At 60.2% G+C, this 23,083-nt stretch carries 20 protein-coding genes; 9 read left to right on the top strand and 11 right to left on the bottom strand.

Features of this window, described 5'->3' with window-relative positions; all coding sequences use genetic code 11:
• Positions 1 to 24 precede the first annotated feature (24 nt).
• Positions 25 to 1,107 carry a bifunctional transcriptional activator/DNA repair enzyme AdaA gene (locus tag AC3WMV_RS24045; protein WP_103369390.1) on the bottom strand — a complete coding sequence of 361 codons (1,083 nt, stop codon included), beginning with the start codon at positions 1,105 to 1,107 and terminating at the stop codon, positions 25 to 27.
• 108 nt (positions 1,108 to 1,215) lie between these two features.
• On the opposite strand from AC3WMV_RS24045, the gene AC3WMV_RS24040 reads away from it, so the two are divergent.
• Positions 1,216 to 1,629: a VOC family protein gene (locus tag AC3WMV_RS24040; RefSeq protein WP_103369389.1), complete on the top strand. Its 414-nt coding sequence runs from the start codon at positions 1,216 to 1,218 to the stop codon at positions 1,627 to 1,629.
• Here AC3WMV_RS24040 and AC3WMV_RS24035 read toward each other — a convergent pair.
• Positions 1,626 to 2,246, bottom strand: coding sequence for a LysE family translocator (locus AC3WMV_RS24035; RefSeq protein ID WP_103369388.1), 621 nt, complete (start codon positions 2,244 to 2,246; stop codon positions 1,626 to 1,628). The genes AC3WMV_RS24040 and AC3WMV_RS24035 overlap by 4 nt on opposite strands.
• A gap of 274 nt (positions 2,247 to 2,520) precedes the next feature.
• Between AC3WMV_RS24035 and AC3WMV_RS24030 the strand changes: the two genes are divergently transcribed.
• Positions 2,521 to 3,135, top strand: a complete 615-nt coding sequence (locus tag AC3WMV_RS24030; RefSeq protein ID WP_097087943.1) for a biliverdin-producing heme oxygenase — start codon at positions 2,521 to 2,523, stop codon at positions 3,133 to 3,135.
• On the top strand, positions 3,132 to 5,378 hold the full coding sequence (locus AC3WMV_RS24025) for an ATP-binding protein (protein WP_103369387.1): 2,247 nt from the start codon (positions 3,132 to 3,134) through the stop codon (positions 5,376 to 5,378). Before AC3WMV_RS24030 ends, AC3WMV_RS24025 begins: the two co-directional genes overlap by 4 nt.
• Positions 5,379 to 5,420: 42 nt before the next feature.
• Here the strand turns inward: AC3WMV_RS24025 and AC3WMV_RS24020 are convergent, their stop codons facing one another.
• On the bottom strand, positions 5,421 to 9,104 hold the full coding sequence (locus tag AC3WMV_RS24020; RefSeq protein WP_158248893.1) for a hypothetical protein: 3,684 nt from the start codon (positions 9,102 to 9,104) through the stop codon (positions 5,421 to 5,423).
• A gap of 223 nt (positions 9,105 to 9,327) precedes the next feature.
• Between AC3WMV_RS24020 and AC3WMV_RS24015 the strand changes: the two genes are divergently transcribed.
• Positions 9,328 to 9,915 (top strand): LysE family translocator, encoded by a 588-nt coding sequence (locus AC3WMV_RS24015; RefSeq protein WP_095139638.1) that lies wholly within the window; start codon positions 9,328 to 9,330, stop codon positions 9,913 to 9,915.
• A 14-nt stretch (positions 9,916 to 9,929) separates the two neighbouring features.
• Here the strand turns inward: AC3WMV_RS24015 and AC3WMV_RS24010 are convergent, their stop codons facing one another.
• The 3 genes from AC3WMV_RS24010 to AC3WMV_RS24000 all read right to left on the bottom strand — a co-directional run bounded on the left by AC3WMV_RS24010 (position 9,930) and on the right by AC3WMV_RS24000 (position 12,187).
• On the bottom strand, positions 9,930 to 10,763 hold the full coding sequence (locus tag AC3WMV_RS24010) for an AraC family transcriptional regulator (RefSeq protein WP_103369385.1): 834 nt from the start codon (positions 10,761 to 10,763) through the stop codon (positions 9,930 to 9,932).
• Positions 10,764 to 10,798: 35 nt separating this feature from the next.
• A complete protein-coding gene (locus AC3WMV_RS24005; RefSeq protein ID WP_007965300.1) occupies positions 10,799 to 11,302 on the bottom strand; it encodes a VOC family protein in 504 nt (167 codons plus the stop codon).
• 216 nt (positions 11,303 to 11,518) lie between these two features.
• Complete coding sequence (locus AC3WMV_RS24000; RefSeq protein WP_103369384.1) at positions 11,519 to 12,187, bottom strand: class I SAM-dependent methyltransferase; 669 nt, start codon at positions 12,185 to 12,187, stop codon at positions 11,519 to 11,521.
• 92 nt (positions 12,188 to 12,279) lie between these two features.
• On the opposite strand from AC3WMV_RS24000, the gene AC3WMV_RS23995 reads away from it, so the two are divergent.
• Entirely contained in the window at positions 12,280 to 12,672 is a 393-nt protein-coding gene (locus AC3WMV_RS23995) for a GFA family protein (RefSeq protein WP_103369383.1), read from the top strand.
• A 142-nt stretch (positions 12,673 to 12,814) separates the two neighbouring features.
• Here the strand turns inward: AC3WMV_RS23995 and AC3WMV_RS23990 are convergent, their stop codons facing one another.
• On the bottom strand, positions 12,815 to 13,645 hold the full coding sequence (locus AC3WMV_RS23990; protein WP_103369382.1) for an alpha/beta fold hydrolase: 831 nt from the start codon (positions 13,643 to 13,645) through the stop codon (positions 12,815 to 12,817).
• A gap of 250 nt (positions 13,646 to 13,895) precedes the next feature.
• On the opposite strand from AC3WMV_RS23990, the gene AC3WMV_RS23985 reads away from it, so the two are divergent.
• The 4 genes from AC3WMV_RS23985 to AC3WMV_RS23970 all read left to right on the top strand — a co-directional run bounded on the left by AC3WMV_RS23985 (position 13,896) and on the right by AC3WMV_RS23970 (position 18,141).
• A complete protein-coding gene (locus AC3WMV_RS23985) occupies positions 13,896 to 14,351 on the top strand; it encodes a (2Fe-2S)-binding protein (protein ID WP_003224136.1) in 456 nt (151 codons plus the stop codon).
• Between the two features lie 20 nt (positions 14,352 to 14,371).
• On the top strand, positions 14,372 to 16,534 hold the full coding sequence (locus AC3WMV_RS23980; RefSeq protein ID WP_103369381.1) for a xanthine dehydrogenase family protein molybdopterin-binding subunit: 2,163 nt from the start codon (positions 14,372 to 14,374) through the stop codon (positions 16,532 to 16,534).
• A gap of 1 nt (position 16,535) precedes the next feature.
• Positions 16,536 to 17,114: a hypothetical protein gene (locus AC3WMV_RS23975; RefSeq protein ID WP_103369380.1), complete on the top strand. Its 579-nt coding sequence runs from the start codon at positions 16,536 to 16,538 to the stop codon at positions 17,112 to 17,114.
• Between the two features lie 61 nt (positions 17,115 to 17,175).
• Complete coding sequence (locus AC3WMV_RS23970) at positions 17,176 to 18,141, top strand: sensor domain-containing diguanylate cyclase (protein ID WP_103369379.1); 966 nt, start codon at positions 17,176 to 17,178, stop codon at positions 18,139 to 18,141.
• A gap of 418 nt (positions 18,142 to 18,559) precedes the next feature.
• Here AC3WMV_RS23970 and fabI read toward each other — a convergent pair whose 3' ends face one another.
• The 4 genes from fabI to AC3WMV_RS23950 are packed head-to-tail and all read right to left on the bottom strand — an operon-like array spanning position 18,560 to position 23,080.
• On the bottom strand, positions 18,560 to 19,354 hold the full coding sequence (fabI, locus tag AC3WMV_RS23965; RefSeq protein WP_003202751.1) for an enoyl-ACP reductase FabI: 795 nt from the start codon (positions 19,352 to 19,354) through the stop codon (positions 18,560 to 18,562).
• 19 nt (positions 19,355 to 19,373) lie between these two features.
• Positions 19,374 to 20,984: an ABC transporter ATP-binding protein gene (locus tag AC3WMV_RS23960; RefSeq protein WP_103369378.1), complete on the bottom strand. Its 1,611-nt coding sequence runs from the start codon at positions 20,982 to 20,984 to the stop codon at positions 19,374 to 19,376.
• 1 nt (position 20,985) lies between these two features.
• On the bottom strand, positions 20,986 to 22,005 hold the full coding sequence (locus AC3WMV_RS23955) for an ABC transporter permease (RefSeq protein WP_007965317.1): 1,020 nt from the start codon (positions 22,003 to 22,005) through the stop codon (positions 20,986 to 20,988).
• A gap of 1 nt (position 22,006) precedes the next feature.
• Entirely contained in the window at positions 22,007 to 23,080 is a 1,074-nt protein-coding gene (locus AC3WMV_RS23950; RefSeq protein ID WP_003224148.1) for a microcin C ABC transporter permease YejB, read from the bottom strand.
• Positions 23,081 to 23,083 lie beyond the last annotated feature (3 nt).

Below are 23,083 nucleotides of genomic sequence, written 5' to 3'. Positions count from 1 at the left end.
CTTTCTTGTGAGTGGTGCAAAGCGTCAGAAAGCCAGTGGTTGCGTGAGCTGCACCGCAGCGTTTTCCAGCCTCAGCAGAAACGCCTTGCGCGGCTGTCCACCACCATAGCCGGTCAACGAACCGTCCGCACCGATCACCCGATGGCACGGGACCACGATCGCCAGCCGATTGTGCCCGTTGGCCAGCCCCACCGCCCGACTGGCGCCGGGTTTGCCCAGGCGTGCCGCGAGGCTGCCGTAGGTGCTGGTGTGGCCGTATGGAATTTGCAGCAGTTGCTCCCAGACTTGCCGGTCGAACGCGCTGCCGGGCAGGTGCAGCGGGACGCTGAACAGAGTGCGGGTCCCGGCAAAATATTCGTTGAGTTGCTCTTCGATCTGCCGCAAATGCGCGTTGTGTCCCGGTGCGACCACGTAGCCATGGCGGGCCTGCAGTTCCTCGACCTCGCGGGTCAGCGCCGGGCGATCGAGAAACTCCAGCAACACCAGTCCGCGACGTTCGGCCATCGCGATCATCGGCCCCAGCGGCGTGGTCAGGCGGGTGAACAGCAGCGGTTCACTGTTGGCCGCACGACCCGGGGTGATGTGGAACGACTTCTGGAACGCATCGCGAAAACCGCTGAGCGATTCATAGCCTGAGTCGAACGCCGCATGGTCAATCGAGGTGCCTTGGCGAATCCCGCCCAGCGCCATACCGAGCCGGCGCGTGCGCAGCCACGCATGAAAGGTCATGCCGAAATGCTGCTTGAACCAGCGCCGCAGCTTCAGCGGTTCGATGCCTTCGGCCAGCAGTTGCGCATCGCTCCAGCGCATTTCCGGGTCGGCATCGACGGCGGTGAGCAGGCGCTGCACCCAGTCGGGGGCGATGGCTGCGGCGTCCAGCGGCTTGCAGCGCAGGCAGGCGCGATAACCGGCGCTCAAGCACTCATCGGCATGGGCGAAGAATTCGACGTTCTCCGGTTTCGGCTTGCGCGCCGTGCAGCTGGGGCGGCAGAAGATCCCGGTGGTTTTCACGGCCGTGAAGAACACCCCTTCGTAGGCGGTGTCGCGTTCGAGCATGGCGCGAACCATCTCGGCGTGGGGCGGCAGGAGTGCGGTTTGTATGTTCATGGGCAGAGCTTAAATCCAGGTTTTCGATGGCTCCACCGAAAAATCGACAGTGAATTTTTTCGATTCTGCACCACAATCAGCGGGTCACCGACTCAATGGAGCCAACCCATGCAGCCGTTCATCATTCAACACCTCGATCACATCGTCCTGCGGGTCGCCGATCTGCAACGCAGTATCGATTTCTACCGCCAGGTGTTCGGCGCCGAGGTGGTCAGGCACAACGAACCATTGGGTCTGGTGCACCTGCGCGCCGGCACCTCGATGATCGACCTCGTCGACTTGCAAGGCGAACTCGGCAAAAAGGGTGGCGGGGCGGCCGGTACCGAGCGGCGCAACGTCGATCACTTCTGCCTGCGTATCGAGCCCTTTGATGAACCGGCGTTGATCGAACACTTGCAGGCGCACGGTCTGACCGTGGAAAAAGCCGCTCGACGCTTCGGTGCCGAGGGCTACGGCCTGTCGTTGTATTGCTTTGACCCGGACGGCAATCAGGTCGAGCTCAAAGGCCCTTCCGAGGTTTAAGCGCGTTTCGTCATCAACAACACCGAAGCTGCCGCCGACAACAGCCCTGCGCAACAACGGTTGAAGATCCGTTTGCCGCGCGGCTCGGCGAACCAGCGGCGCATGTGCAGGCCCATCCACGCGTAGGCGCCGATGGCGATCCACTCCAGCAGCAGGAATAACGCGCCGAGCACGGCGAATTGCGCCGGCACCGGGCGGCCCGGATCAACGAATTGCGGCAGAAACGCGGTGAACAGGAGGATTGCTTTCGGATTGCCCGCCGCCACCAGAAACTCCTGACGTGCCAGCCGCCAGAACCCCACCGACGCTCCTGCGACCTGCTGCTCGGCCTCGGGGTTGGCCCGCCACAGTTGCCAGGCCAAGTAAAGCAGGTACGCCGCGCCGATGATCTTGATCGCATGGAACAGCCATTCCGAGGTCTGCAGCACCACCGACAATCCTGCCCCGGCGAGGGCGATCATTGCGGCGAACGCGATAATCCGTCCGACACCGGCGGCACACGCCCGACGATAGCCGTAGCGAGTGGCATTACTGACCGACAGCAGGTTGTTCGGGCCGGGGGCCATGTTCAGGGCGAAACAGGCCGGGAGAAACAGCGAAAGCGTGGCGAGATCCATGGGCTTGGGCTCCAGAAGCGATGACGCTTTTTTATCACAGGCTGCGGGCGCGTTGACCCGTACAGTCATGCGGTGCTGTCGCGGTACAGCCTTGGCAGCCTCTTTGATCGAGTCGAACTTTTCTGATTCTCCAGAACTCTGAAAGGTCTGAAGGCGATGGTTTCGTCAGAAAAATCTGTGCGCCAAGTCAGAAAAAGGCGTTTGCCGTGTAATATTCGTCCAAAGCTGCAAACACCCTGCCGGCCCCGAAGCGGCCCCACCAAGAGCGATCTACATGCAAGCAAAGGCCCGTGAAGTTTATGTGCCACCGGTGCTGCAAGATCTGCGAGCCGGCACTGCCGAACTGCACATCGCACTGGAAAAACGTCTTCCTTTTTTCTCCGATACCCTCGATTCCAACGCTTTTGTACGGCTGATGCAGGCCTACTACGGCTTTTATCGACCGCTGGAAAGCGCATTGCTCGACAGCGGCGCAATCCCGGTCGATTTCGATCTTGCGCCACGTCTCAAGGCGCCGACCCTGTTCAATGATCTGAGGGCCCAGGGTCTGTCGGTCGAGGCTATCGCCCGTTTGCCGCTGTGTCAGGCGCTGCCCGTGATCGACTCCAGCGCTGCCTGTCTGGGAGTGACGTACGTGCTGGAAGGGGCAACCCTCGGCGGGCAGATCCTGCGCCGCGAAATCGCCTCGCGGTTGAGCCTGAACGCCGACAATGGCGCGGCGTTCCTCGACATTTATGGCGCCGCCACTGGCCGCCGCTGGCGCGCTTTCATTGAATACTTGGGCAGTCGATCGCTGGATGCGAGCGAACGTGAAGCCGTGGTTGCGGCGGCCCGAACCACATTCAGTTGTTTCGAGCGCTGGCTCGAAAGCCGGGAGGTACTGGCATGAACCCGCAAGACCAAGAAGCTTTTGAAGAACTGCTGGCCAACTGTGCCGACGAACCGATCCGCTTTCCCGGGGCGATCCAGCCTCATGGCCTGTTGCTGACCCTGAGCGAGCCGACGCTGGAAATCATTCAGATCAGCGCCAATGTCGAGACCCTGCTGGCACGCCCGGCGCAGGAACTGATCGGCCAGCCGCTGCACGAATTGCTGGGTGAGGCGCACGCGGTGGCCGTGCGCGAGGCGTTGCAACAACCGGTATTTGCCGATGCCGGACCGTTGCACTTTCGCCTCAACGGCACCGCGTTCGAAGGGTTGCTGCACCGTCATCAAGGCGTGTTGATTCTGGAACTGGAAATCCACGTCGAAAATTTCCAGCCGCGCAACGTCGCCGGCAACCAGACCCATCTGGGGCGCATGCTCCAGCGACTGCAAGCGGCCACTTCGCTGCAGGCGCTGTACGACATCAGCGTCAAGGAAATCCAGGCCATGACCGGTTACGACCGGGTGCTGATCTACCGCTTCGAGGAGGAGGGCCACGGTCAGGTGATCGCCGAGGCGTCCGATCCGTCGATGGAAGTGTTCAACGGCCTGTTTTTCCCGGCCTCGGACATCCCCGAGCAGGCGCGCGAGCTGTACCGCACCAACTGGCTGCGGATCATCCCGAATGCCGATTACCAGCCGGTGCCGCTGGTGCCCAAGTTGCGCCCGGACACCCAGACCCCGCTGGACCTGAGTTTTGCCACTCTGCGCAGCGTCTCGCCGATTCATTGCCAGTACATGAAGAACATGGGCGTGCTGTCGTCGATGAGCATCTCGCTGCTCAAGGGCGACAAACTCTGGGGCCTGATCAGCTGCGGCAACCGCCAGCCGCTGCACGTGCCGCATGAACTGCGCAGCGCGTGCCAGACCATCGGTCAGGTGCTGTCGCTGCAGATCAGCGCGATGGAAGCGCTGGAAATCAGCCGCCAGCGCGAGGAGAAAGTCGAGGCGTTGGCGCTGCTCAATCAGGCCATGATCGACTCGCCGGAAAACGTCTTCGACGGTCTGGCGCAACAACCCCAAGTGCTTATGGCGCTGGCCGGGGCCGGGGGCATTGCGATCATCGAAGACAAGCAATTGCACCGTTATGGCAACTGCCCGGAGCCGGAAGACATTCGCGCCCTGCACAAGTGGTTGCAGAACACCGGCGAGCCGGTATTCGCCAGCCATCATCTGGCGAGCGTTTATCCGCCAGCCGCGCAGTTTCAGCAAGTGGCCAGCGGCGTGCTTGCCATGAGCCTGCCCAAACCGGTGGACAACGGGGTGATGTGGTTCCGTCCCGAGGTCAAGGAAAACATCAACTGGAGCGGCGACCCGCGCAAACCGCTGGATCTGGAAAATTCCGACGCCGGCCTGCGTCTGCGTCCGCGTACTTCGTTCGAAATCTGGAAAGTCGAGATGGCCGGGATCTCCACCAAATGGAGTCATGGCGATCTGTTCGCGGCCAACGATCTGCGCCGTTCGGCACTGGAAAACGACCTGGCCCGACAGGTACGCCGCGAGCAGGAGGCGGTGCGCGCCCGTGATGAGCTGGTGGCGGTGGTGTCCCATGACCTGCGCAACCCGATGACCGTGATTTCCATGCTCTGCGGCATGATGCAGAAGACTTTCAGTTCCGACGGCCCGCACACCTCGCGGCGCATCTCCACGGCTATCGACACCATGCAGCAGGCGGCCGGGCGGATGAACACGCTACTGGAAGATCTGCTCGACACCTCGAAGATCGACGCTGGGCGCTACACCATCGCCCCGCAGACCCTGGATGTCGGGCAGATGTTCGAGGAAACCCAGTCGCTGCTCGGGCCACTGGCGCTGGACAAGGACATCAATATCTCGTTCGAGGCCGATCCCGACCTGAAAATCCACGCCGACCCGGAGCGCCTGTTTCAGGTGCTGTCGAACCTGATCGGCAACGCGATCAAGTTCACCCCGCGCAAAGGTTCGGTGGGCGTGTTGGCCAAGTCTGACGGCAAAGAGATCGTGTTTACCGTGCGCGATACCGGCGAAGGCATTCCCAAGGAAAACCTGGCGCGGGTGTTCGACCGTTACTGGACGGTGAAGGAGGGCAACCCGACCGGAACCGGACTGGGCTTGTACATCACGCAGGGGATTGTTGAAGCCCATGGCGGGCGCATCGAGGCCAGCAGTGAGCCAGGTGAGGGCACGGAGTTTCGGTTTACGGTGCCGGCGATGCTCTCCGGGGAATGAAGAAATCCGTGCCACGCTAAACGGGGCACGGATTTTGGGTGGTTAGCCCAGATCGCTCAACGACATGAACACGTGTTTCGGCATCGGTACAAATCGATTGTTGCGCAGTTGGCTGATCGCATACACCGCGCTGGCGGTACGACCATTGCCGTCGCCGAAGCCTTGAAAACCGGCGATGGCCGCCAGCAAGTGTTTGTCGACATGCTCATGGGCGGCATCGAGCGTCTTGAGATGTTGTTCCAGCGAAGCATAACCGCTGATGCTGCCACCATATTTTGTTGGCTGTCCTACCTCGCGCACAGACTCCGCCAGTTGAGGCACCAGTCGAGCGTGGATCTCTTTGACCACGTTCGCATCGGTGAGCGATTTATTGTTGCTCGTATACTCGCGCAGGATCGCGACAATGTGCTCCAGTTCGTTGTCGGAGGACGAACCCTTGACCATCCAGGCTCCGGCTCTCTGCGCATTGTCGGTGAAACCCTGCGGGTTGAACGCCGTTTCGGGCATCACGTCGCTGTAGGGTGGCTTGCCCAGATCCAGCTTCAAGACGCTTTGCTGATGATTCTTCAGATAGATGACTTTCCTGGATTCAAGCTCGGCCATTGATCCAAGTATTTCCGAATAGTCACCAGCTTTTGTAGTGAACTTTGTGCCGTTGAACCGGGGGCCTCTGCTTTTGGTGAAGCTGATCAGTACGTCGTTCGCCGCGGCATGACCTATTAACGATTCCAGTTGCTGGAATCCCTTTGAGGACTGAGTCGCTTCCCTCGTTGCAGCGTTGAACAGATGCTGCAGTTCTGCCGCATTGCCGCCCTTGGGTATGGAAACAACGTCCTGGCTCAGGCGTGTGACGAGCTGTTCGACTGTTTCGAGTGCATCATCCTTGAACAATGCCCGTGCATGCGCCAGCGTCGGCAACGTCATGCGAATCTCCGCTGCAACCCCGGTCTTGCTCAGGGCCTTGACCAGGTCGTACGAGCCGCTGCTGGTACTGCTCAGCGCTCGAAGTTGTCCGGCTCCGGCCCGGATGACGGTATGGCCGAAATGGCTGAGTTTCATCACGCCTTTGCCGACCAGTCTGGCGCCACCGTAAACCAGCTTCGGAACGCCATCGAGCGGATTGAACACCGACAGCGCTACGCTTGCGCCGACCTTGCTCAGGCTTAACAGTCTTGTACTGCTGCCCAGCGCCTTGCTGAACGGCCCCAGCGCTCCGGCAAAGACGAAGAGGATCGCGGTCAGGTCCATCACACAGCTGAATATGGCGCCGCTGCGAAGATCCGGGTCACTGGAGGACAGGCCCCTGATGCACTGGCGGAACGGGATGACGATGTCGAGAATGGTTTCGGTGACGTTGTCCCAGTCATCATGTTTCTTCTCCAGGGCGGGTCTGTCGTAACTGATTGCATAAAACTGATCGTAATGGGTCGGGGGATTATGTTCGGCAATGATTTCGCCGATCTTGTCGAAACGTTCCGAGTTGAAACTGTGCATAGGGCTACGCGTAAGGGGTAGCGCGTCGTCAGGTTCATCGAATTCGGCAAAGCGTTCGAGAATGATGCCCGGCCTGTCTCGCAGCTCCTCGCTCAAGGGGGGCTGGCCTTCGAAGTAGGCGGTTTTCTCGAATCGCGCATGAAGATACGTCAGCGACTTGAAGTCTTTGTCGCCGTTCGGTCCCTCGGTAAACCATCCGATCTCATCGAGTGTCTGGCCGCGGATGTAGGCTTCAGCAAGAGCCGGATTATTGCGGCAAATACCTTGCAGGGGGAATATTTCAAAACAGTAGAACTGCAATCCATACTTGCAAAACAGCATGTTGCCGAAGTGCGCTGTTTTACGTGGATCAAACGGCACAAAGCTGCTGTTTATCGGGGTTTGTATGGAGAAATCGCGAACGGTGAATATGGCCACCTTGCCGAATTCAAGTGCCATCCGTTCTTCCAGTGACAATCGTGAAAGTGTCAGACGCACAGTGGTATTGATGGCTGTTTTGTATTGCTTGAAGTGTTCTTTTACTTTTGCCTCGTAAATGTCGTTGATTGGTTCGAGTGTCAGCAGATCCGGATACGCCTTGTAGATACTTGTGCCGGATTGCCTGTCATAGCCCTTTTTGAACAGCAAGTTGCGGGTCATATAAACATCAAGCACGGGATGATAATGGCGTTCGTATCCGTATTCGACCGGCAACGCTATTTGCATCATCGGATCGCAACCTACGTCGTACAGCTCGGCTTTTGCCAGCTTGCGCCGGCTGACCGGTGGGGTGGCGATCGTTGTCAGTGCGGCGTTGATCGCCTCGATGTGGGCGTTGTATTGGCTAGCTGCTTGCTTGAACAGTTCCTGGGTTTGCAGGTCATTGGCATTCTCAGGTTCCAGGCCATTCAGCATCGACCAGTCCATGATGCCTTGCAGGTTCGCCCAGTCATGCAGGGTCTGCTGTTGTGTACTGGTGGGCAACATAGCGCCCAATTCAAGCAGCTTGTCATAGGACATCTGACTGGACAGGCCAGGCGCGATGGTCTCGGCCAGACTTACCGATTTGCGCAGAATTACCCAGCCTGGCGTGCCGATCTGTAGCGTCGTGGGTGTTCTGACCAGGAATTCGGGCGCAAGTCCGGCGAGGATCAGTTCCAGCGTCATTGGAACTGCATACTCCTTTATACGTCGGCGCCCGAGTGCCTGTTCCAGTGCCAGGTTGACCTCATGGGAGGTAGCCTGCACGTAACCTGGGTTATAGATATTCTGCTCGATGAAGTTCTGGTTCTTGTCATCGCGACCCAACGACAAATCCAGCATGACCGCTGCGACCAGCAGGCGACTGCGCTGCGCTGTGCTCAGCACAGTCGCATTGGCCATGGACGGCTCGTTCAACGCTTCGAAGCAGGACTGGGCGAAAGCTTTGGCTTCTTCGGTCTCGATCAGCAGTGCCCAGGCGCGACGCGGGTATTCACGCAGGGCTGTCGGCGTCTCTTTCTTGAGCAGTGCGCCCGCCAGATAATTGATCAGCGGTTCCGCGCGCGGCTCGCCCTTGTCCATCAACTTATGGATGACCTGGTAGATAGCCGATTGCTGATCTTCGTCGATGCACAGCTCTGTTGCGCCGGTTTCGTTCGATATCCCCCAGTAGTTGCCATGTGTCGGTGGCAGCGGCAAGGTCAGTTCGAGCCAGGCAATCAGGTTTTGCAAGTGGTCTGCGGTCTCGGGCAGGTTCAGTTGCTGGAACTGCAGCCAGTTGAGCAACGGCAGACGGTCGCTTGAAGACACGATGCCACCTGTCATGACTGCACTGCTGGCCAGCAGTTGCAGGTCGGCTTTCAACGAATCAATCTCGTTGGTCTGCTGGGTGATATCAATGCGCTCGATAAACGTCCCGACAGTTGTTTGGATTTCATGGACTTGAAAGATTTCGCCCTTTTTATTGACCAGTGTCCAGTTGTCATCATTGATTTCTAACGTATCGACGATTGCAACGAATTGTGGCTGACGTACCAGTTGGCGCAGGACGATGTGTGCCGAAAAATGCGCTTGATTGAATAGACTTCCCTCAAGAGTCGATATGCACAGTTGTTTGTTGTTAACACGGTTGGTGGGGTAGGCATAGTTGTCGCTGGCCTTGGCCTTTTCCCACTTTTCGAGCATGGCTCTCATTGCCTGCGCAATAGCACGTCGCTCAAGTTGCTCACTTGATAGAGGTGCTGGGGTAAAAAGATTGGTTAAAGTCGTCATTGGGTGTCAGTCCATCCATGGCTATATAGGTGGGTCAATAAACGGGTATAGCGAAGTTTTGTTTTCGCATGGCGACTATATCGGCGCAGTCAGGGTTTGTTCTGCAGTATTGGTTTCAATGTATGTTTCCTGTCGGTCGATACGAGGGCAATTTTGTTCAATACAGGAGGCTATGCCTTAGTTAGCCTGAGTCTCTTTCTCCCCAATCTGCGGCAGGTGCGTTATGAGTCTGATTGTGTCGATGGCGGCGTTCGCGCTGGTGGCGTCCATAACCCCGGGCCCGGTGAACATCGTCGCGCTGAGTTCCGGTGCGCAGTTCGGCTTTCGGGCCAGTCAGCGGCACGTGGCGGGAGCGACGTTGGGGTTTGTGTTGTTGCTGGTACTGATGGGCCTGGGCCTGCATGAAGTCCTGAAACTGTGGCCATTCCTGACCCGGGTGGTGCAATTGGCCGGGGTGGCGTTTCTGTTGTTCATGGCCTGGAAACTGGCGGCCGATGACGGCCAGTTGCATGCCGGCGAGGCGGGTCGGGCACCGTCGATGTTGTACGGCGCGGTGATGCAATGGCTCAACCCGAAAGCCTGGCTGGCGTGTGTGGCCGGGATGGGCGCGTTTGTCGCCGATGGCGAGGCGCGGCTGGTCTGGCAGTTCGCCGCGGTGTATCTGGTGATCTGTTATCTGTCGGTCGGTTGCTGGGTCTATGCCGGGACGTTTCTGCGTGGGTATCTGGGCAATCCGAAGGGGATGCGCCTGTTCAACCGGTTGATGGCCTTGTTGCTGGCGGCGAGCGCGGGTTATCTGCTGTTGCCGTGAGCCCGGCGCCAGGATCAGCCGCGATATTGGCCGGGAGTCGCCGCCAGATGCTGTTTGAATGCGCGCTGAAAATGCGCCTGATCGGCAAACCCTGCTTCCAGCGCGACATCGGCAATCAACTGGCCGCTGCGCAGACGTTCGCGGGCGAACTGGATGCGCTGGTTGACCACAAAGGCATGCGGAGTCATGCCGTAATGCTGCTTGAACGTACGGATCAGATACGACGGTGACAACTGCGCCGCCGTGCAGATGTCCTCCAGGCTGAGCAGGTCGGTGCAGTGTTCGCGAATGAAGTCGGCGGCGCGTTCGAGCTTGAAATTCGGTTCACGCTGCGGTGGTTCAGCCGGGTTCAAGCGTAGTTGCAGATCGCTGAAAAACTCCACCGCTGCGCTGTGTTTGCGCAGTACGTCCTGCTGCTCGTCGACGAGTGTGGCGTAAAGCCCTTGCAGGTCACGAAACAGTCGCGGGTCATCCAGATGAGTAGTGGAAAACCGCCGAAACTCAAGCTCGGCACTGAACCCCAGTTGATGCTGCAGATCCGTCAGCCACGACGTCTCGACATACAGCATCAAGTACGACCACGGCTGATCATCGAGCGGGTTGCAGGCATGCACGTCGCCGGGATTCATCAGCACCACGGTGCCGGCGGCGACTTCGAACGTCGATTGCTCATGCACATAAATGCTCCGCCCGGCGGTGATCGCGCCAATCGAAAAATGCGCATGGGAATGGCGTGAGTAGCAGACCTCACGGCCATCGGCGATGGCCCGCGCTTCGATGAAGGGCAGGGCATCGTCGCGCCAGAAGCGTGGGGCTTTTTCAGGGTTTTTGGCGGCAGCGTGTTTCATCGTTATGGTTCCCGGCAGGCCAGAACCGGAGTGTATTAGCTCTGGCCGGCAAAGGCCCGCTCCAGTTCGGCGATGTCGAGTTTTTTCATCTTGAACATGGCCTGCATCGCCCGTTGCGACTTGCTGGTGTCGGGGTCCTGCATCATGTGCATGAACGCCACCGGCACGATCTGCCACGACACCCCGAACTGGTCCTTGAGCCAGCCGCATTGCTGGGCCTCGACCGGGCCACCGGCCGACAGGTTGCCCCAGAAGTGGTCGACTTCTTCCTGATTCTGGCAATTGACCTGAAACGAAATGGCTTCACTGAACTTGAACATCGGCCCGCCGTTGAGGCCGGTGAAGGTCTGGCCGTCGAGTTCGAAACTGACGGTCATCACCGCGCCTTCCGGCTTGCCGTGAAATTCCTGGCCGACCTTACTGTAGTGGGTCAGGCCGGTGATTTTCGAATGATCGAAGATCGAGCAATAGAACTTCGCGGCGGCTTCGGCCTGATCATCGAACCACAGGCACGGTGTGAGTTTTTGAAAGCGTTGCATGGCAGTCATCCTCGGCAGGTTAGACACGCAGGATTTACAGCGTAGTCAGTCCTTGGTCGAATGGCGGTGCCGTAGATCGACAACTGAAGCATTAGACGCCAAACATTGTGGGAGCGAGCCTGCTCGCGAAAGCGTCGGCACATGCAGCGACGAGCCTGTCAGGCATTCCGCATTCGCGAGCAAGCTCGCTCCCACAAGGGGCTCGAGTTGCCCCGGTCAGCGCCGTTCGGCGATCATCAGTAACGACTGCGGCACCGGGCTTTGCGGATGCTGCGGCTCTTGCAGGCTGACCAGGTGAAACCCGGCCATGTCCAGCGCGTTGCACCAGCTCGACAGCGTGCGGAAATACCACGGCATCGGCTGCCACTGGCCCTTGAACCCGGCGAAGAACTCTTCACGCCAGCCATCCTGATAATCGCCGGCCGCCACGGCCCACGGATGCAGGGTCTGAATGATCATGGCGCCGCCGGGAACCAGTAACTCATGCATTGCGGCGAGCAATGGAATGATGTCCTGATGCAGCAGCGAGAAGTTGGCGCAGATCAAATCGTAGTCACGGCCAATATCAATTTCGGCGTCGACCAATGCCGCATAACTGGCCACATGTACCTTGGCCGAACCGGCCGCGCGTGCAGCCTCGATCAACGTCGCATCGCCATCGACGCCCGCCGCATCGATACCGCGATCCGCCAGCGCCCGCAACAACCAGCCTTCGCCGCAACCCAGATCCAGCACGCGTCCCGGTTGGCGGCCCATGATCGCCAGCAGGACCGCCTGATCGGTGACCTGCTGACGGCTTTCGATGGCACCGCTGCGGATCGCGTCGATCCAGGCATCAGCGTTGGTGTGCCAGCTCTGTAACAAGATGGATTCAGGGGAGGGCATGGCGCTGTCTCCGGTATAAGCCGATTGTGGGCGTTCGCTTGTACGGCTGCTATGTTCAAAGGCTGAACAGAGTCTGGCAGAGGATAGACACCATGAACCCATTAACTGGCGGTTGCCTGTGCGGCGATGTGCGTTTCGAAGCATCGGGCCAACCTTACCGCGTCGGGATCTGCCACTGCCTCGACTGCCGCAAACACCATGGCACGTTGTTTCATGCCTCGGCGATATTTCCTGAGAATGCCGTGACCGTCAGTGGCAAGACCGGCGAATATCAAGGGCGGGTGTTCTGTCCGCGCTGTGGTTCGCCGGTACTGGCGCGTTCGGGGGATGAAATAGAAGTGAATGTCGGCTCGCTGGACGCGCCGAACCAGTTCAAGCCGACTTATGAACTGTGGACTGTACGGCGTGAGTCATGGTTGCCGGCGCTGCCATTGGCCCACCACTACGAACGTGATCGCGAAGGCACGGGGCGTACCGAGGCGTAGTGAACTTCAGGCCAATCAAGTTCCCTTGTAGGAGTGAGCCTGCTCGCGATAGCGTCGGAACAGATTGAACATTTGTTGCCTGATACATCGCCATCGCGAGCAGGCTCGCTCCTACAGGAGACAGGCGTGAACGCAACTCTCCTCAACCGCGAATAAACGCCAGCAGATCCGCATTGATCGTCGCCGCCTCAGTCGTCGGCATCCCGTGCGGAAACCCCGGATATGACTTCAGCGTGCCATTTGGCAGCAGTTTCGCCGACAAAGGCCCCGAGTTCGCATACGGTACGATCTGATCGTCCTCGCCATGCATCACCAGCACCGGCACGGTGACTTTCTTCAGGTCTTCAGTGAAATCGGTCTGCGAGAACGCAACGATCCCGTCGTAATGCGCCTTGGCGCCGCCGATCATGCCCTGACGCCACCAGTTGCCGATGATCCCCTCAGACGGCTTGGCCCCAGGGCGGTTATAGCCATAAAACGGCCCGCTGGGGATATCGCGGTAGAACTGCGCACGATTGGCCGCCAGTTGCGCCTGAAAATCGTCGAACACCGATTTCGGCAAACCACCCGGATTGCTTTCGGTCTTGACCATCAACGGTGGCACCGCGCTGATCAACACGCCTTTGGCGACGTTGTCCTGACCATGACGGGCGATGTAGTGGATGACCTCGCCGCCGCCGGTGGAGTGGCCGACATGCACCACGTTCTTCACCCCCAGGTGCTGAACCACCGCCAGCGCATCGTCGGCGTAATGGTCCATGTCATGGCCGTCCCAGACCTGGCTCGACCGTCCGTGGCCTCGACGGTCGTGAGCAATCACCCGAAAGCCCTGGGCCAGAAAGAACAGCATCTGCGCATCCCAGTCATCCGAGCTGAGCGGCCAGCCGTGGTGGAAGTGGATCACCGGGGCGTCCTTCGGGCCCCAGTCCTTGTAGAAAATTTCGACGCCGTCTTTGGTGGTGACAAATCCCATGTTCGCGACTCCTGACCAAGGTGAGGGTTACCGCGCTCGTCGCAGACCGGTCGTAATGGTTCGGATGAGCGCCGTTATCAGCCAGAAGATTAAAGTCGACATTTTTGCGATAGGGCATGACCGGTGGTCGCCATGTCTGGCTTCGCGCGCAAATTAGGCTTTGCTGAAAGGGATAAGCCGAGGCGCGCACAGGCTTCCACGGCCGTAGCGGCGCCCCTTCAGAACACCGTGAGTCTGAGGAAATCCCCCGATGCTGACCTTGAATATCAATGGCAAGGATCAGGAGCTCGATGTACCGGCCGACATGCCGTTGCTCTGGGTCCTGCGTGACGTTGCGCACCTGACCGGTACCAAATTCGGCTGTGGCATGGCCCAGTGCGGCGCCTGCACCGTACACGTCGATGGCGCGCCGTTGCGCGCCTGTATCACGCCCGCCACCGCCGTGGCCCACGGCCAGAAGATTCTCACGATCGAAGGCCTTTCGACCGATGGCTCGCACCCGGTGCAACAGGCCTGGGCCGAGCTCGATGTGGTGCAGTGTGGCTACTGCCAGTCGGGGCAGATCATGTCGGCCGCCGCGCTGCTGGCGAAGATCCCCAAACCCACCGACAGCGATATCGATCAGGCGCTCTCCGGCAATATTTGCCGTTGCGGCACCTATCCCCGGATCCGCGCGGCGGTCAAGCGCGCGTCCGAAATCGGCTGAGGCATGTTGGGAGAAGGCTGATGAACAGTCCTGTATCGCGTCGCGGATTTCTCAAGGGCAGTGCCGTGCTGGGTGGCGGTCTGGTGGTGGCGTTTGTCGTCCCCGGTGCCCATCGATTTGCCTTGGCGGCGGAGAATGAAGGCAAGGTCTTCGCGCCCAATGCGTTTTTGCGCATTGCCGCCGACAACAGCGTAACGGTGTTGCTCGGGCACTCGGAAATGGGTCAGGGCATCTGGACCGGCCTGACCATGCTGATCGCCGAAGAGTTGGACGCCGACTGGTCGACGATCCGCGTCGAGCACTCGCCGGCCTCGGCCGCCAATTACGGCATGCCGGCGTTTGGCGGGATGCAGATCACCGGCGGCTCGACCTCGACCTGGATGGAGTTCGATCGCTACCGGCTGGCCGGGGCCACGGCGCGGCAGATGCTGGTGGAAGCGGCGGCCAAGCGCTTCAACGTCGCTGCGTCGACGCTTCGCACCGAATCGGGCGTCGTGATTGCCGGCGATAAACGCGCGACTTACGGCGAACTGGCGGACGCCGCCGGGCAACTGCCGGTGCCGGATCCGAAGTCAATCACGTTCAAGGAGGCCAAGGACTGGAAGGTCATCGGCAAACCGACCAAGCGTCTCGACACCCCGGAGAAAATCACCGGGCGCGCCAGGTTCGGCATGGACGTGCAATTCGAGGGCTTGATGACCGCGATGGTCGCCCGTGCGCCGGTGTTCGGTGCCACGGTCAAATCCTTCGAGGGCGCCGAGGCACTGGCGGTGCCCGGTGTGCACAAAGTGGTACAGGTGCCGACCGGTGTGGCGGTGATTGCCGATCATTACTGGGCGGCGAAACTTGGTCGCGATGCGCTGAAGGTCGATTGGGATCTCGGGCCGCACGCTGACCTGAGCAGCCAGGGCCTGCTCGACAGTTTCCGCAAACTGGCAGCGACACCGGGCACTTCCGCCAGCCAGGCTGGGGATCCGAAAGGCAACTTCGACAAGGCGGCGAAGAAAATCGACGTCGAATACAGCGTGCCGTATCTGGCGCACGCACCGATGGAACCGCTGAACTGCACAGTGAAGATCAGCGCCGAAAAGTGCGAGATCTGGACCGGCACGCAATTCCAGACCCTAGACCAGATGGTCGCCGGCAAGATCACCGGACTCAAACCGGAACAGGTGGCAATTCACACCGAATTTCTTGGCGGCGGATTCGGGCGGCGGGCCAATCCGACCTCGGACTTCGTCGCCGAAGCGGTGCAAGTGGCGAAAGCCGCCGGGCTGCCGGTGAAAACCGTGTGGTCGCGCGAGGACGACATTCGCGGCGGGTATTACCGCTCGATGTTCCTGCATCAGGCACGCATAGGCCTGGACGGGCAGGGCATGCCGCTAAGCTGGCAGCATGTGCTGGTCGGCCAGTCGATCATGGCCGGCACCATGCTCGAACAGACCATGGTCAAGAACGGCATCGACGCGACTTCGGTCGAAGGTGTGGCCGACAGCCCGTATATCAAGGGTCTGGCCCATCAACAGGTCGAGCTGCATTCGCCGCAGACCGGAATCAATGTGCTGTGGCTGCGTTCGGTGGGGCACAGCCACACCGCTTTCGTCATGGAGTCGCTGATCGATGAGATGGCCACGGCGGCGGGCAAGGACCCGGTCGAATATCGACGCACCTTGCTCAAGGACCATGCGCGGCATCTCGGGGTGCTGAATCTGGTGGTGGAGAAGGCCAACTGGACAGCGCCGTTGCCTGACGGGCATGCATTGGGCGTGGCGGTACACGAGTCGTTCGGCAGTTATGTGGCGCAGGTGGCCGAGGTCTCGCAGGACAATCTGGCGATTCGCGTGCACCGCGTGGTGTGTGCGGTGGATTGCGGGATAGCGGTCAACCCGCAGAGCATCGCGGCGCAGATGGAATCGTGCATCACCTTTGGCCTGGGCATGGCGCTGCACAGCAAACTGACGCTCAAGGATGGCGCGGTGGTGCAATCCAATTATCACGACTATCAGGTGCTGCGGCTCAACGAGATGCCGCTGGTCGAGGTGCATATCGTGCCCAGCAGCGACAAACCCGGCGGCATCGGCGAGGCCGGTGTTCCGCCCACAGCGCCGGCGGTGGCCAATGCCGTGTATGCGCTGACCGGGCAGCGCTTGCGTGAACTGCCGCTGCAACTGTCGGGGGTGTGAGATGAAACGACATCTGCTGTTGGGCACGGTGATATTGCTGGGGCTGGGCGGCTACGCCTCGGACCTGTTCGCCGACGATCAGGAAGCGCTCAAGGCGTTCGGCACGGTGCAGAAGGTGTTCCAGAGCCCGCGCTGCCAGAACTGCCACATCCCCGGTGATTCGCCACTGCAGTTCGATGCGGGCAAACCACACGCGATGAATGTGGTGCGCGGCATGGACGGCAAGGGCGCCGCCGGTTTGCCTTGCGCCACCTGCCACGCCGAGACCAATCCACCGGCCAGTTATGGCCCGCATGCGCCACCGGGGGCGCCGCACTGGAGTCTGCCGCCGGCGGCGCACAAGATGGCCTGGATCGGCCTGCCGCCGGACAAGTTGTGCGCGATGATCAAGGACCGCTCGAGCAACGGCGACCGTGATTTCGCCGCGCTGATCAAACATGTCAGCGACGACAAACTGGTGTTGTGGGGCTGGAACCCCGGAGCAGGGCGCGCACCGGTGCCGGTGCCGCATGACATTTTTGTGGCCCAGTTCAAGCTTTGGGCCGATGCTGGCGGGCCATGTCCGGTGGCGGGCGGTTGAGTGTGTGAGTCGCTGGCGAATCAAGCTACTCTAACGGTCATTGACCCTGATGGAGTGCGTGATGCTGGCCCCGATCAAACCCGCCAATGAAGCCACCCGAATTCAAGCGCTGCACGGCTTGAAGGTTCTTGATTCGGCGCCGGAGGAGCGTTTTGACCGGCTCACGCGGCTGGCCAAACGCCTGTTCAACGTGCCGATTGCGCTGGTGACGCTGGTGGACAAGGATCGGCAATGGTTCAAGTCGTGCGTCGGCCTCGACGTCAACGAAACCCCGCGTGATGTATCGTTCTGTGGGCACGCGATTCTTCAGGACGAATTGCTGCTGGTGCCTGATGCCAAGCAGGACAAGCGCTTTCATGACAATCCGCTGGTCACCGGCGAGCCGAAGATTCGTTTCTACGCGGGCTACCCGCTGACCGTGCCCAACGGCAACAAAATGGGCACGTTGTGCCTGATCGACACCCAGCCGCGCGAACTCGACGACGAGGAGCGTGCCCTGTTGCGCGATCTCGCCGGCATGGCCGAGCAGGAGTTGATGGCGGTGCAGATGGCGAGCATGGACGAGCTGACGCTGCTGTCCAACCGCCGCGGCTTCAAGACCCTGGCCCAGCATGCGCTGGACGCCTGTAAACACCGGGACCAACCGGCGACGCTGCTGTTTTTCGATCTCAATGACTTCAAACAGATCAATGATCGTTACGGCCATGCCGAGGGCGACAGTGCGCTGAAGACCTTTGCCGATGTGCTGCGCATCGCTTTTCGCGAGAGCGACGTGGTCGGGCGCCTGGGCGGTGACGAGTTCGTGGCGCTGCTGACCGGCTCCAGTCACGTCGAAACCACAGCGATCATGGCGCGGCTCAAGGAAATCCTCGACGAGCGTAATGCGATGTTGCAGCGCGGCTACGAGATTCGCTTCAGCGTCGGCCAGATCGAATACGATCCGCAACGCCATGAAACGGTGGATCGACTGCTGGCCGATGCCGACGAGGCGATGTATGCGCACAAGCAGGCGTTGAAACGGCGCTGATTCAGGCCTCATCGCTGGCAAGCCAGCTCCCACAGATTTAGCGGCTGCCCACGAAATCCCGGCACACCGCAGAACCCTGTGGGAGCGGGCTTGCTCGCGAAAGCGTCCGGTCAGGCGATATCCATGTTGAATGTGCCGGCCTCTTCGTGAGCAAGCCCACTCCCACAGGTTTATCCGCTGCCCACAAAGTTCAGGCGCATCGCAAAACAGTGTGGGAGCGGGCTTGCTCGCGAAAGCGTCCGGTCAGGCAATATTCATGTTGAATGTACCGGCCTCTTCGTGAGCAAGCCCACTCCCACAGGTTTATCCGCTGTTCACGAAATTCAGGCTCACTCCTACAGGGGATTTGGGTTGTTGAAGACATTGCAGGCACAAAAAAACCCGCCGATTGGCGGGTTTTTTATCGGCAGACCGAAGATTACTCTTCGATGTTGCCCATGGCGGTGGTGTTGAAGCCGCCGTCCACGTACATGATTTCACCGCTGATGCCCGACGCCAGATCGGAGCACAGGAAGGCGCCGGCGTTGCCGACTTCTTCGATGGTGACGTTGCGGCGCAGTGGGGTTTGCGCTTCGTTGGCGGCCAGCATCTTGCGGAAGTTCTTGATGCCCGAGGCTGCCAGGGTACGGATCGGGCCAGCCGATACGCAGTTGACGCGGGTGCCGTCCGGGCCCAGGGAGCCGGCCAGGTAGCGTACGCCAGCTTCCAGCGAAGCCTTGGCCATGCCCATCACGTTGTAGTTCGGCATGGTGCGCTCGGCGCCCAGGTACGACAGGGTCAGCAGGCTGCCGTTGCGGCCTTTCATCATTTCGCGGCCAGCCTTGGCCAGAGCCACGAAGCTGTAGGCGCTGATGTCGTGAGCGATGCGGAAACCTTCACGGGTGGTGGCTTCGGTGAAGTCGCCGTCCAGTTGGTCGCCCGGGGCGAAGCCGACGGAGTGCACGATGCAGTCCAGGCCGTCCCACTTCTTGCTCAGTTCTTCGAAGACCTTGGCGATTTCTTCATCGCTGGCCACGTCGCACGGGAAGCACAGCTCAGGGCTCGAACCCCAGCCTTGAGCGAATTCCTCAACACGACCTTTCAGTTTGTCGTTCTGATAAGTGAAGGCAAGCTCAGCGCCCTCGCGATGCATGGCGGCAGCGATGCCGGATGCGATGGACAGCTTGCTGGCGACACCGACGATCAGTACGCGCTTACCGGCGAGAAAACCCATGTGTTGCTCCTCTTTCAGGTTATTGCGCAGTGGCTGGTGCCAAAAAAGCGGCTTCCAGCAACTGCTGTGTATACGGATGTTTGGGGGCGGCAAAAATATCTTGCGCGTCTCCCTGTTCGACCACTTGGCCATGCTTGACCACCATCAACTGGTGGCTCAGCGCTTTGACGACAGCCAGGTCATGGCTGATGAACAAATACGTCAGGTTGTACTTGGCTTGCAGTGAACGCAACAGCTCCACCACTTGCCGCTGCACCGTGCGGTCGAGCGCGGAAGTCGGCTCGTCCAGCAGGATCAGCGCCGGTTTCAGCACCAAAGCCCGGGCAATGGCGATACGTTGCCGTTGCCCACCGGAAAATTCGTGAGGGTAGCGGTGCCGGGTTTCCGGATCCAGACCTACCTCCTTCAATGCCGCAATAATCGCCGCTTCCTGCTCGGCGGCGGTGCCCATCTTGTGAATCCGCAGGCCTTCGCCAACGATGTCGCTCACGCACATCCGCGGACTCAGGCTGCCGAACGGATCCTGAAACACCACCTGCATCTCCCGACGCAACGGGCGAACCTCGTTCTGCGTCAGGCAGTCTAGCTGTTTGCCCTCAAAGCGAATCGCGCCTTTGCTGCCGATCAGCCGCAAAATTGCCAGACCGAGGGTGGATTTGCCGGAACCGCTTTCCCCCACGATCCCCAGCGTCTGACCCTGAGGCAGGCTGAAATTGATGCCGTCCACTGCCTTGATGTAATCCACCGTGCGCTTGAGCAGGCCTTTCTTGATCGGGAACCAGACTTTGAGGTTCTCGACTTCGAGCAGCGGCGCCCCGATTTTATTGGTCGCCGGGCCTCCGCTGGGCTCCGCGCCGAGCAATTCCCGAGTGTACGGATGCTGCGGCGAACGGAACAGCTCTGCGCACGATGCCTGTTCGACGATGCAACCGCGCTGCATGACACATACGCGATGCGCAATTCTTCGCACCAGGTTCAAATCGTGACTGATCAGTAGCAGCGACATGCCCAATCGAGCCTGAAGTTCCTTGAGCAAATCGAGGATTTTCAGCTGAACGGTCACGTCCAGTGCGGTGGTCGGTTCGTCGGCGATCAGCAGTTCCGGCTCGTTGGCCAACGCCATGGCGATCATCACCCGCTGGCGCTGGCCGCCGGACAATTCGTGGGGCAGGGCCTTGAGGCGTTTGTGCGGCTCGGGAATGCCGACCATCTCCAGCAGCTCCAAAGTGCGCTTGGTCGCGACTTTGCCGCTCAGACCCTTGTGGATGCCGAGGATCTCGTTGATCTGCTTCTCGATCGAGTGCAGCGGGTTGAGCGAGGTCATCGGCTCCTGAAAGATCATCGCGATGCGGTTGCCACGAATATGCCGGATGGTTTTTTCGCTCAGGCCGAGCAGATTCTGCCCGGCATAGTTGATGCTGCCGGCTGGATGGCGGGCCAGCGGGTAGGGCAGCAGGCGCAGGATCGAGTGCGCCGTCACCGATTTGCCCGAGCCGGACTCGCCGACCAGGGCCAGGGTTTCGCCGCGTTTGATGTCGAAGCTCACGCCCTCGACCACCCGGTGCAGCCGCTCGTTGAAGCCGAACTCGACGGCGAGGTCGCGCACTTCGATCAGATTGTCCTGATTCATTTCACTTCCTCGGGTCGAAGGCATCGCGAGCGGACTCGCCGATAAACACCAGCAAACTCAACATCAGCGCCAGCACCGCGAACGCGCTCATGCCCAGCCATGGTGCCTGCAAGTTGGATTTGCCCTGGGCCACCAGTTCACCCAGCGACGGACTGCCGGCCGGCAAACCGAAACCGAGGAAATCCAGCGCGGTCAGGGTGCCGATGGCGCCGGTAAGAATGAACGGCATGAAGGTCATGGTCGAGACCATCGCGTTGGGCAGGATGTGGCGGAACATGATCGCACCGTTCTGCATGCCCAGTGCCCGCGCGGCGCGCACGTATTCAAGGTTACGGCCGCGCAGGAACTCGGCGCGCACCACGTCGACCAGGCTCATCCACGAAAACAGCAGCATGATCCCCAGCAGCCACCAGAAATTCGGCTGGACGAAACTGGCAAGGATGATCAGCAGGTACAGCACCGGCAATCCCGACCAGATCTCCAGAAAGCGTTGCCCGGCCAGATCGACCCAGCCGCCATAGAAACCCTGCAGCGCGCCGGCGATCACGCCGATGATCGAGCTGAGCACGGTCAGCGTCAGGGCAAACAGTACGGAAATGCGGAAGCCGTAGATCACCCGCGCGAGCACATCGCGGCCCTGATCGTCGGTGCCGAGCAGGTTGTCCGCCGACGGCGGGGCTGGGGCCGGGACTTTCAGGTCGTAGTTGATGCTCTGGTAGCTGTAGGGGATCGGCGCCCACAACACCCACGCATCCTTGGCCTTGAGCAGTTCGCGGATGTACGGGCTCTTGTAGTTGGCTTCCAGCGGGAATTCGCCGCCGAAGGTGGTTTCCGGGTAGCGCTTGATCGCCGGGAAGTACCAGTGGTTGTCGTAATGCACCACCAGCGGCTTGTCGTTGGCGATCAGTTCGGCACCGAGGCTCAGGCCGAACAGGATCAGAAACAGCCACAGCGACCACCAGCCACGCTTGTTGGCCTTGAACAGTTCGAACCGGCGGCGGTTGAGAGGGGACAGGTTCATCTCAATGCTCCCGGCTGGCGAAGTCGATGCGCGGATCGACCAGGGTGTAGGTGAGATCGCCGATCAGTTTCACCACCAGGCCGAGCAGGGTGAAGATGAACAGAGTGCCGAACACCACCGGGTAATCGCGGTTGATCGCCGCTTCGAAACTCATCAGACCCAGACCGTCGAGGGAGAAAATCACCTCCACCAGCAACGAGCCGGTGAAGAAGATGCCGATGAACGCCGACGGAAACCCGGCAATCACCAGCAGCATGGCGTTGCGGAACACGTGGCCGTAGAGCACGCGATTGCGCGTCAGGCCCTTGGCCTTGGCGGTGACCACGTACTGCTTGTTGATCTCGTCGAGGAAGCTGTTTTTGGTCAGCAGGGTCATGGTCGCGAAGTTGCCGATCACCAGCGCGGTTACCGGCAGCGCGAGGTGCCAGAAGTAGTCGAGGATCTTGCCGCCCAGGCTCAGTTCATCGAAGTTGTTCGAGGTCAGCCCGCGTAGCGGGAACCAGTCCAGATAACTGCCGCCGGCAAACACCACGATCAGCAGAATCGCAAAGAGGAACGCCGGAATCGCGTAGCCGATGATGATCGCCGAACTGGTCCACACGTCGAAGTGGCTGCCGTGCCGCGTGGCCTTGGCGATCCCCAGCGGGATCGACACCAGGTACATGATCAGCGTGCTCCACAGCCCGAGCGAGATCGACACCGGCATCTTTTCCTTGATCAGGTCGATGACCTTGGCGTCACGGAAAAAACTGTCGCCGAAATCCAGCTTCGCGTAGTTCTTGACCATGATCCACAGACGTTCCGGGGCCGACTTGTCGAACCCGTACATGTGCTCGATTTCCTTGATCAGCGCCGGGTCGAGGCCTTGCGCGCCACGATACGCGGAGCCGGCCACCGAGACCTCGGCACCGCCACCGGCGATGCGGCTGGTGGCGCCTTCGAAGCCTTCGAGCTTGGCGATCATCTGCTCCACCGGGCCGCCGGGCGCGGCCTGGATGATTACGAAGTTGATCAGCAGGATGCCGAACAGGGTCGGGATGATCAGCAGCAGTCGCCGAAAGATATACGCCAGCATCTG

Source organism: Pseudomonas sp. FW305-3-2-15-E-TSA4 (genome assembly GCF_058787295.1).
Note: the sequence above shows the minus strand (reverse complement) of the source record. Positions and strands in the feature narration are given on the sequence as shown.